Origin of the sequence: Streptomyces ureilyticus (assembly GCF_011045025.1) — a bacterium.
GTDB classification, from domain to species: Bacteria; Actinomycetota; Actinomycetes; order Streptomycetales; family Streptomycetaceae; genus Streptomyces; species Streptomyces ureilyticus.
This window is the reverse complement of the sequence record NZ_JAAKZX010000332.1, coordinates 1-7,378: the sequence shown is the minus strand read 5'-3', so window position 1 is coordinate 7,378 and position 7,378 is coordinate 1. Positions and strand designations below refer to the sequence as shown.

Here is a 7,378-nt window from a genome sequence, read left to right as displayed (position 1 = left end):
GTGCCGACTGGGGCGCGGGAGGCTGCGGGACGGGTGTGCCGGCGTACGGCTGGGAGGCGGGCGGCTGGGCGGCAGGCGGCTGAGGCGCGGGCGGTGCCTGCTGGTAGCCGTAGAAAGTCGTCTGCTGAGGCGGCACGTTGCCCATGACCGTGGACCGACCGTGAAAGCCGATGTCCACGATCAGGTAGTAGACGGCGCAGGCGACGCCGTTCAGCAGCATGAGGATCACGCCCAGGGTGCCGTTCGAGCTGCTGAGGTCTTCGGTGGTGTCGGAGCTGATGAGCGCGATGACGAAGATCCAGATCAGGAGCGAGGCTCCGAAGACCCACCACTCACGCTGTCGGCGGGTCACCAGCGCGGCCCGCAGCGTCGCCGGCCAGGGGAGCAACCCGCAGGTCATCAGGGGCAGCGCCACGAGGAGCACGCGCAGCGTCACCACCGTCCCCGTCGAGGGCGGTCGCGGCGGTGGCGGCACGTAGCCGTGGCCGTGCATGGATGCTCCTGAGGACCTGATACCAGCAGACGTACGAATGTGAAGACGAGCGTATAGGCCGACACCGACAACGGTCCCTGCCTGTACCGAACCGTTGTAACGCCGAGCGCCGACGGAGCTACTCAGTCCGCATGGAACCGTTCCGGCGCCGTCGTCGGGCTCCCTCCCGAGGGGAGCTTCTGCCCGGGGCAACCGGCCAACACCCGCTCCATGGCGGCCTTCTCGGCCTCGGTGACCCACAGCCCGTACTTCTTCTTCACGGCCACCTGCCCTGCCACATACGTGCAGCGGTACGCCTTGTTGGGCGGGAGCCAGGTCGCCGTGTCACCGTCGCTCTTGCTGCGGTTGGTGCCCGCGTCGACGGCGAGGAGGTTGAGCGGGTCGTTGGCCAGGGCTATTCGCTTGCTGGGGTCCCACTGCTGGGCGCCCTTCTGCCAGGCGTCCGACAGGGCGACGACGTGGTCTATGTCGACCTGGCTTCGGCCGCGCACGAATGTCACGTCCTCGTTGGTGTACGGGTCCGGGTCGAGCGTCCCCGAGCCGACCTCGCAGTCACCGTCGCTGAACTTCACGTCCTTCAGGTCCCGTTTGAGTATGTCGTCCCGGGTCCCGCAGCCGTTCGAGTCGGTGTCGGCCCAGGGGCTGCCGAACCTGTCGCGGTCGTACCCCGTCCTGGGCGCCCTCCCCTTGACGACCAGCGAGTCGACGGCGGCGAGGGCCGCACCACCGGCAGATTGCCCGGAGCCGCCCGAAGCAGATGTCCCCGTCGGTTCGTCCGGTCCCGTCGAACCCGTGCTGTCCACGGTGCAGCCCGTCACGGCGAGCAGCACGACCGCGGCACCGGCACCCCTGGTCCAGAGCGTCACGCGCGCTCCCCTCCCCTTGCCTCCCGGATCCGCCCTGGCCGGGCGGTCCCGCTGTTCCTCACCGTAGCGAGCGAGCGGGCCGGGCATCACGGTGCCTGCTGTCGGGGATGCTGTTCCGGTCGCGACCGGACCCACGCAACGGAGCACCGCATGGCATCCACACCGCCCGCCCACCGGACTCTCAACGGCGTTCTCATCTCCGAAAGCCTCCGCGTGGGCGGTGAGTTGAGCGGCGTTCCGCTCCAGCTCACGGCGATCGAGCGCATCGCGGTCGGCGACGCCACCGCCGACCAGCCCCGGCACTGGACCCTGCTGCACTTCCGGGCCCCTGAGGACACGGTCGGCCAACTCGCCGAGGCGCTGGCGAACTGTCTGGCGCCGACCGGCGGTTGGTATGTCGACTTCAGCACCACGACGGAGACGTACGTCGTCTTCGCCGGCCGCGTCTTCCGCTACGCGCGCGGTGACGCGGCGGCGCGCGCCGAAGTGCAGGCGTACGCCCGCTCGGTGGGCGTACCGGAATCCCAGCTCGACTGGAAGGACTGAGCCGACGCCCCCACCGGCCGGCCGAACCGGATGAGGTCACCGTCGGGATGGCGCGGGACCGCAGCTCGCCCCTCACGACCCCAGGATCGAAGCCAGGAACTCCCCCGTCCACCCCAGCAAATCCCGCCCGACCAGCGGCTTTCCGCCCACCTTCGCCGTCTTCGGGCGCGGCACCAGGACCTGGTGGACGGCGGGCTTGATGACGACCCCCGGGTACAGGCGCTTGACGCGCAGCTCCTGGGACTCCCTCAACTCCACCGGTGCGAAGCGGATGTTGTTGCCCTGGAGGACGATCTCGCCGACTCCGCAGGCCCGGGCGAGCATGCGGAGTCCGGCCACCAGGAGGAGGTTCTCCACCGGCTCGGGCAACTTGCCGTAGCGGTCGAGGAGTTCCTCGCGTACGGACTTGATGTCGTCCTCGGAGTTCACCGACGCGATCGCCCGGTACGCCTGGAGGCGCAGCCGCTCGCCGGGCGCGTAGTCGTGCGGGACGTGTGCGTCGACGGGGAGCTCGATCTTGACCTCCAGGGGCGGCTCCTCCTCCACACCGCCTTCCAGAGAAGCGCGGTAGTCGGCGACGGCCTCCCCCACCATCCGTACGTACAGGTCGAAGCCCACGCCCGCGATGTGACCGGACTGCTCGCCGCCCAGCAGATTGCCCGCGCCCCGGATCTCCAGGTCCTTCATGGCCACGTACATGCCCGCGCCCATCTCCGTGTGCTGGGCGATGGTCGCGAGGCGTTCGTGGGCCGTCTCGGTCAGCGGCTTCTCCGGGGGGTACAGGAAGTACGAGTAACCACGCTCACGGCCACGTCCCACCCTGCCCCGCAGCTGGTGCAGCTGCGAGAGGCCGAAGTTGTCGCCGCGCTCCACGATCAGCGTGTTCGCGTTGGAGATGTCGATGCCGGATTCCACGATCGTGGTCGACACGAGGACGTCGAACTTCTTCTCCCAGAAGTCGACGACGACCTGTTCCAGGGCCTGTTCCGACATCTGGCCGTGGGCCGTGGCGATGCGCGCCTCGGGGACGATCTCCCGCAGCCTCGCCGCCGCGCGGTCGATGGACTCGACGCGGTTGTGGATGTAGAAGACCTGCCCCTCGCGCAGCAGTTCACGTCGGATCGCCGCGCCGATCTGCTTCTCCTCGTACGGCCCGACGAAGGTCAGGACCGGGTGCCGCTCCTCCGGAGGAGTCGTGATCGTCGACATCTCGCGGATGCCCGTCACCGCCATCTCCAGGGTCCGGGGAATCGGAGTGGCCGACATCGTCAGCACGTCCACGTTGGCCCGCAGCTTCTTCAGCTGCTCCTTGTGCTCGACACCGAACCGCTGCTCCTCATCGACGATGACGAGCCCCAGATCCTTGAATTTGGTCTCGGCGGAGAACAGTCGATGCGTACCGATGACGACGTCCACCGAGCCGTCCCGCAGCCCCTCCAGGACCGCCTTCGCCTCCGTGTCCGACTGGAAGCGCGACAGCGCCCGGACGTTCACCGGGAATTGCGAGTAGCGCTCGCCGAACGTCCCGAAGTGCTGCTGCACCAGCAACGTCGTGGGCACCAGCACGGCCACCTGCTTGCCGTCCTGCACCGCCTTGAAGGCGGCCCGTACCGCGATCTCCGTCTTGCCGTAGCCGACGTCGCCGCAGATCAGCCGGTCCATGGGGACCGTCTTCTCCATGTCCTCCTTGACCTCGGCGATGGTCGTCAGCTGGTCGGGCGTCTCCGCATACGGGAAGGCGTCCTCCAGCTCCCGCTGCCACGGGGTGTCCGCGCCGAACGCGTGCCCTGGGGCCGCCATCCGCGCGCTGTAGAGCCTGATCAGGTCGGCGGCGATCTCCTTGACGGCCTTCTTCGCGCGCGCCTTGGTCTTGGTCCAGTCGGCGCCACCCAGGCGGTGCAGCGTGGGGGCCTCGCCCCCCACGTACTTGGTGATCTGCTCCAGCTGGTCGGTCGGGATGTAGAGCCGGTCGCCGGGCTGGCCGCGCTTGGCGGGGGCGTACTCGACGACCAGGTACTCGCGGGTCGCGCCCTGCACGGTCCGCTGCACCATCTCGATGTAGCGGCCGACGCCGTGCTGCTCGTGGACGATGTAGTCGCCCGTCTCCAGGGTGAGCGGGTCGATGGTCTTGCGGCGCCGGGCGGGCATGCGCGCGCCGTCCTTGCCCGCCGCCCGCTGACCGGTGAGGTCGGTCTCCGTGAGAACCGCGAGCTTCAGGGCCGTATCGACGAAGCCGTACTCGATCGAACCGCACGCCACCTGCACCACGGACGGCGCCAGTGTGCCGAGGTCCGACTCCAGGCGGGCCGCGATGCCCTCGCCGCCGAGTACCTCGACCGTACGGGCGGCCGGGCCGTGCCCCTCGGTGACGAACACCGCGCGCCAGCCGTCCGCGAGCCACCCCTTGGTGTCGGCGAGCGCCCTGGCGGTGTCGCCGCGATACGCCTCCGGGGCGTGCATGCCGAGCTTCAGCATGTCCGCGTTCGTGTCGTCGATGGACTCGTCCGCCGCGAAGGGCGAAACCGACCACCACATCATGTCCAGCTCACGGGCCCGGTCCCGGACGTCCGCGATGGACCACAAGGAGGCGGCGCCGACGTCGATGGGCGCCTCTCCCCCGCCCGCGGTCGCCGCCCACGACGCCTGTAGGAACTCCTGCGAGGTCGCGACCAGGTCCGAGGCCCGCGTCCGCACCCGCTCCGGATCGCACACGACGGCCATCGAACCCTGGGGCAGTACGTCGATGAGCAGCTCCATGTCGTCGACGAGTACCGGAGCCAGGGACTCCATGCCCTCGACGGCGATGCCTTCCGCGATCTTCCCGAGCAGCTCGCCCAGCTCGGGGTGTGCCTCGGCCAGTGCCGCCGCCCGCTCCCGGACCTCGTCCGTCAGCAGCAGCTCACGGCAGGGCGGCGCCCACAGCCCGTGCTCGGCGACTTCGAGGGACCGCTGGTCGGCGACCTTGAAGTAACGGATCTCCTCTACGTCGTCGCCCCAGAACTCCACGCGCAGCGGGTGCTCCTCGGTGGGCGGGAAGACGTCGAGGATTCCGCCCCGTACGGCGAACTCGCCGCGCTTCTCGACCAGTTCGACCCGGGAGTACGCCGCTGCCGCCAGCGCCTCGACGATATCGCCGAGGTCGGCGCTCTCACCGGTCCGCAGCGCCACCGGCTCCAGGTCGCCCAGGCCCTTGACCTGGGGCTGGAGGACGGAGCGCACGGGCGAGACGATGACCGAGACCGGGCCGGTCTCCGGGTCGTCCGGGCGCGGATGCGCGAGCCGCCGCAGTACGGCCAGCCGCCGCCCCACGGTGTCGCTGCGCGGGGAGAGACGTTCGTGCGGGAGGGTTTCCCAGGACGGGTACTCCACGACGGTGTCGGGGGGCAGCAGGGACCTGAGCGCCGCCGCGAGGTCCTCGGCCTCACGGCCCGTGGCGGTCACCGCGAGGACCGTACGACGGGTTTCGCGGGCCAGGGCAGCGATCGTGAAGGGGCGGGCCGCCGGTGGGCCGACCACGTCGATGTGCATCCGGTTGCCGTCCGTGGCGGCCTTCACCGCTTCGGTGAGAGCGGCGTCCTTGACGACGGCGTCGAGCAGACCGTGCAGGCTCATGAAGGGGCTTCCATCCGGGGTTGGGCAACGCGGAACGCCCGACACGTCGTACGGGCCGGGGGTGTCCTAGGGTACGTCGGCTCGGTCGCGGGTGCCGGGCCTGTGGATAACGTCTGGATTCCGGGCGAAGGAAGCCGGGCTCACCCCCCTTACTGGGGCACACGCCCCTTACTGGGGGCACACACCGCAGAGGTACCGTCTCAGTTCGAACCCTTGGCCCCACCGCCCGAGCGCCCCACCGCCCGACCGAAGGACCATCCCCGTGCACGGAGCCCCCGTCGCCACGTCCGCATCCGACCGGACCGCGCAGGAACCGCCCCGGGGCGCGGCTCCGGTCGCGCCGTCCCGTGACCGGGGGCTGCACCGCCTTCTGGACGGGCGGCGGGATCCGCACATCCTGGCCGCTGTGCTGTTCGTGGCGTATGCCGTGGTCTCCATAGGCCGGTACCTGCGGCTGGGCACCAGCTCCTGGGACCTCGGCATCTTCGAGCAGGCCGTGCGCGCGTACGCGCACTTCCAGGTGCCCGTCGTGGATCTCAAGGGGCCCGGCGCCAACGTCCTGGGCGACCACTTCAGCCCCGTCACCGCGCTGCTCGCCCCCATCTACCGGCTCTTCCCCTCCCCCGTCACGCTGCTCGTCGCGCAGGCCGCACTGCTGGCGCTGTCCGCGATACCGGTCACCCGGGCCGCCGCCCGGCTGCTCGGACGCCGGCGCGGGCTCGCGCTCGGCGTCGCGTACGGGCTGTCGTGGGGCATCCAGCGGGCCGTCGACTTCGACTTCCACGAGATCTGCTTCGCCGTTCCCCTGATCGCGTTCTCCCTGGAGGCGTTGCTGCGGCAGCGCTGGCGGGCCTCTTTGTACTGGGCCCTGCCCCTGGTCCTGGTCAAGGAGGACCTCGGTCTGACCCTGGCGGCCCTCGCCCTGGTCGTCGCGCTGCGATCCCGGACGTCCTCTCGGCGGACGGCCCTGTGCGCGCTCGGAGTCGCGGGCTTCGGCGTGCTGGCCACGGTGGTCACCATGACCCTGGTCATACCTGCCTTCAACACCACGGATGTCTACGACTACTGGAGCAAGGTCAGCGACTCGAGCGGGCCCTTCGACGGCCTCGACACCAAACTCCGAACTCTCGGCTGGCTGTTGATCCCCACCACCGGGTTGCTGGCGCTGCGTTCGCCGCTCCTGGTGATCGTCGTGCCGACGCTGGGGTGGCGGTTCTTCTCCTCCGATCCGCATCACTGGGGTACGGAGTGGCACTACAGCGCGGTTCTGATGCCGGTCGTCGTGCTTGCCCTGGCCGACGCGCTTGCCTCCGCGCGGCACAGTGCTCGGCCGTGGCTGCGGTCGTACGCGCTTCACCTGCCGACCGCGGTCGTCTCGGCGGCGCTGGCGCTGACGACCACGCTGCCGCTGGGCGCGTTGACCGAGTCGGCGGCCTATAGCGTGCCCGCGCGTGTCTCCGCCATCGACGGGCTGCTGGGGCGCATTCCGGACGGCGCCACCGTCGAGTCCAACATCGGGCCGATCAGTCGGCTCACCTCTCGGTGCCGGGTCTTCTGGGTCACCAACACCCGAGGGGTGACGCCGGACTTCATCGCCCTGGACAACTCCTCCGGCCGTTACGAGGACCCCGTGGGGTACGCCCACGAGTTGCACCCTCGTGCGGGGTACGTCGTCGTGGGCTCCGCCCAGGGGTATGTGGTGCTCGGACGCGAGCGGTGACGTCTGCGGCGGGCTGGGGGCGCGGTCCTTTTTTCCCCAGTCCCGCCCCTTCCCGGCTGTATCAATTTGCGGCTCCGCCGCGTGAGGGGCTGCGCTCCCAGGCCCCTCTGCCTCCGGCGGGTGGGGCGCGCCTACCGCGGG

5 protein-coding genes are annotated in these 7,378 nt (G+C 70.2%); 2 read left to right on the top strand and 3 right to left on the bottom strand.

Annotated features, from left to right (window positions below; genetic code table 11):
* A partial coding sequence (locus G6048_RS45710; RefSeq protein ID WP_165345525.1) for a hypothetical protein occupies positions 1 to 493 on the bottom strand: 493 nt, incomplete at its 3' end.
* Between the two features lie 122 nt (positions 494 to 615).
* The gene (locus G6048_RS45705) at positions 616 to 1,359 is read right to left on the bottom strand and encodes an HNH endonuclease family protein (RefSeq protein ID WP_328828913.1); all 744 of its coding nucleotides are present in this window, start codon (positions 1,357 to 1,359) and stop codon (positions 616 to 618) included.
* Positions 1,360 to 1,509: 150 nt separating this feature from the next.
* On the opposite strand from G6048_RS45705, the gene G6048_RS45700 reads away from it, so the two are divergent.
* A complete protein-coding gene (locus tag G6048_RS45700; RefSeq protein WP_165345523.1) occupies positions 1,510 to 1,905 on the top strand; it encodes a hypothetical protein in 396 nt (131 codons plus the stop codon).
* 72 nt (positions 1,906 to 1,977) lie between these two features.
* Here G6048_RS45700 and mfd read toward each other — a convergent pair whose 3' ends face one another.
* Positions 1,978 to 5,517, bottom strand: a complete 3,540-nt coding sequence (gene mfd / locus G6048_RS45695; protein ID WP_165345522.1) for a transcription-repair coupling factor — start codon at positions 5,515 to 5,517, stop codon at positions 1,978 to 1,980.
* A gap of 262 nt (positions 5,518 to 5,779) precedes the next feature.
* On the opposite strand from mfd, the gene G6048_RS45690 reads away from it, so the two are divergent.
* On the top strand, positions 5,780 to 7,237 hold the full coding sequence (locus tag G6048_RS45690; RefSeq protein ID WP_408056240.1) for a DUF2079 domain-containing protein: 1,458 nt from the start codon (positions 5,780 to 5,782) through the stop codon (positions 7,235 to 7,237).
* The last annotated feature ends 141 nt before the right edge of the window (positions 7,238 to 7,378 follow it).

Excerpts from the sequence above, each read along its gene's own strand:
- mfd (WP_165345522.1), bottom strand. The coding sequence starts at position 5,517 with ATGAGCCTGCACGGTCTGCTCGACGCCGTCGTCAAGGACGCCGCTCTC.
- G6048_RS45700 (WP_165345523.1), top strand. The coding sequence starts at position 1,510 with ATGGCATCCACACCGCCCGCCCACCGGACTCTCAACGGCGTTCTCATC.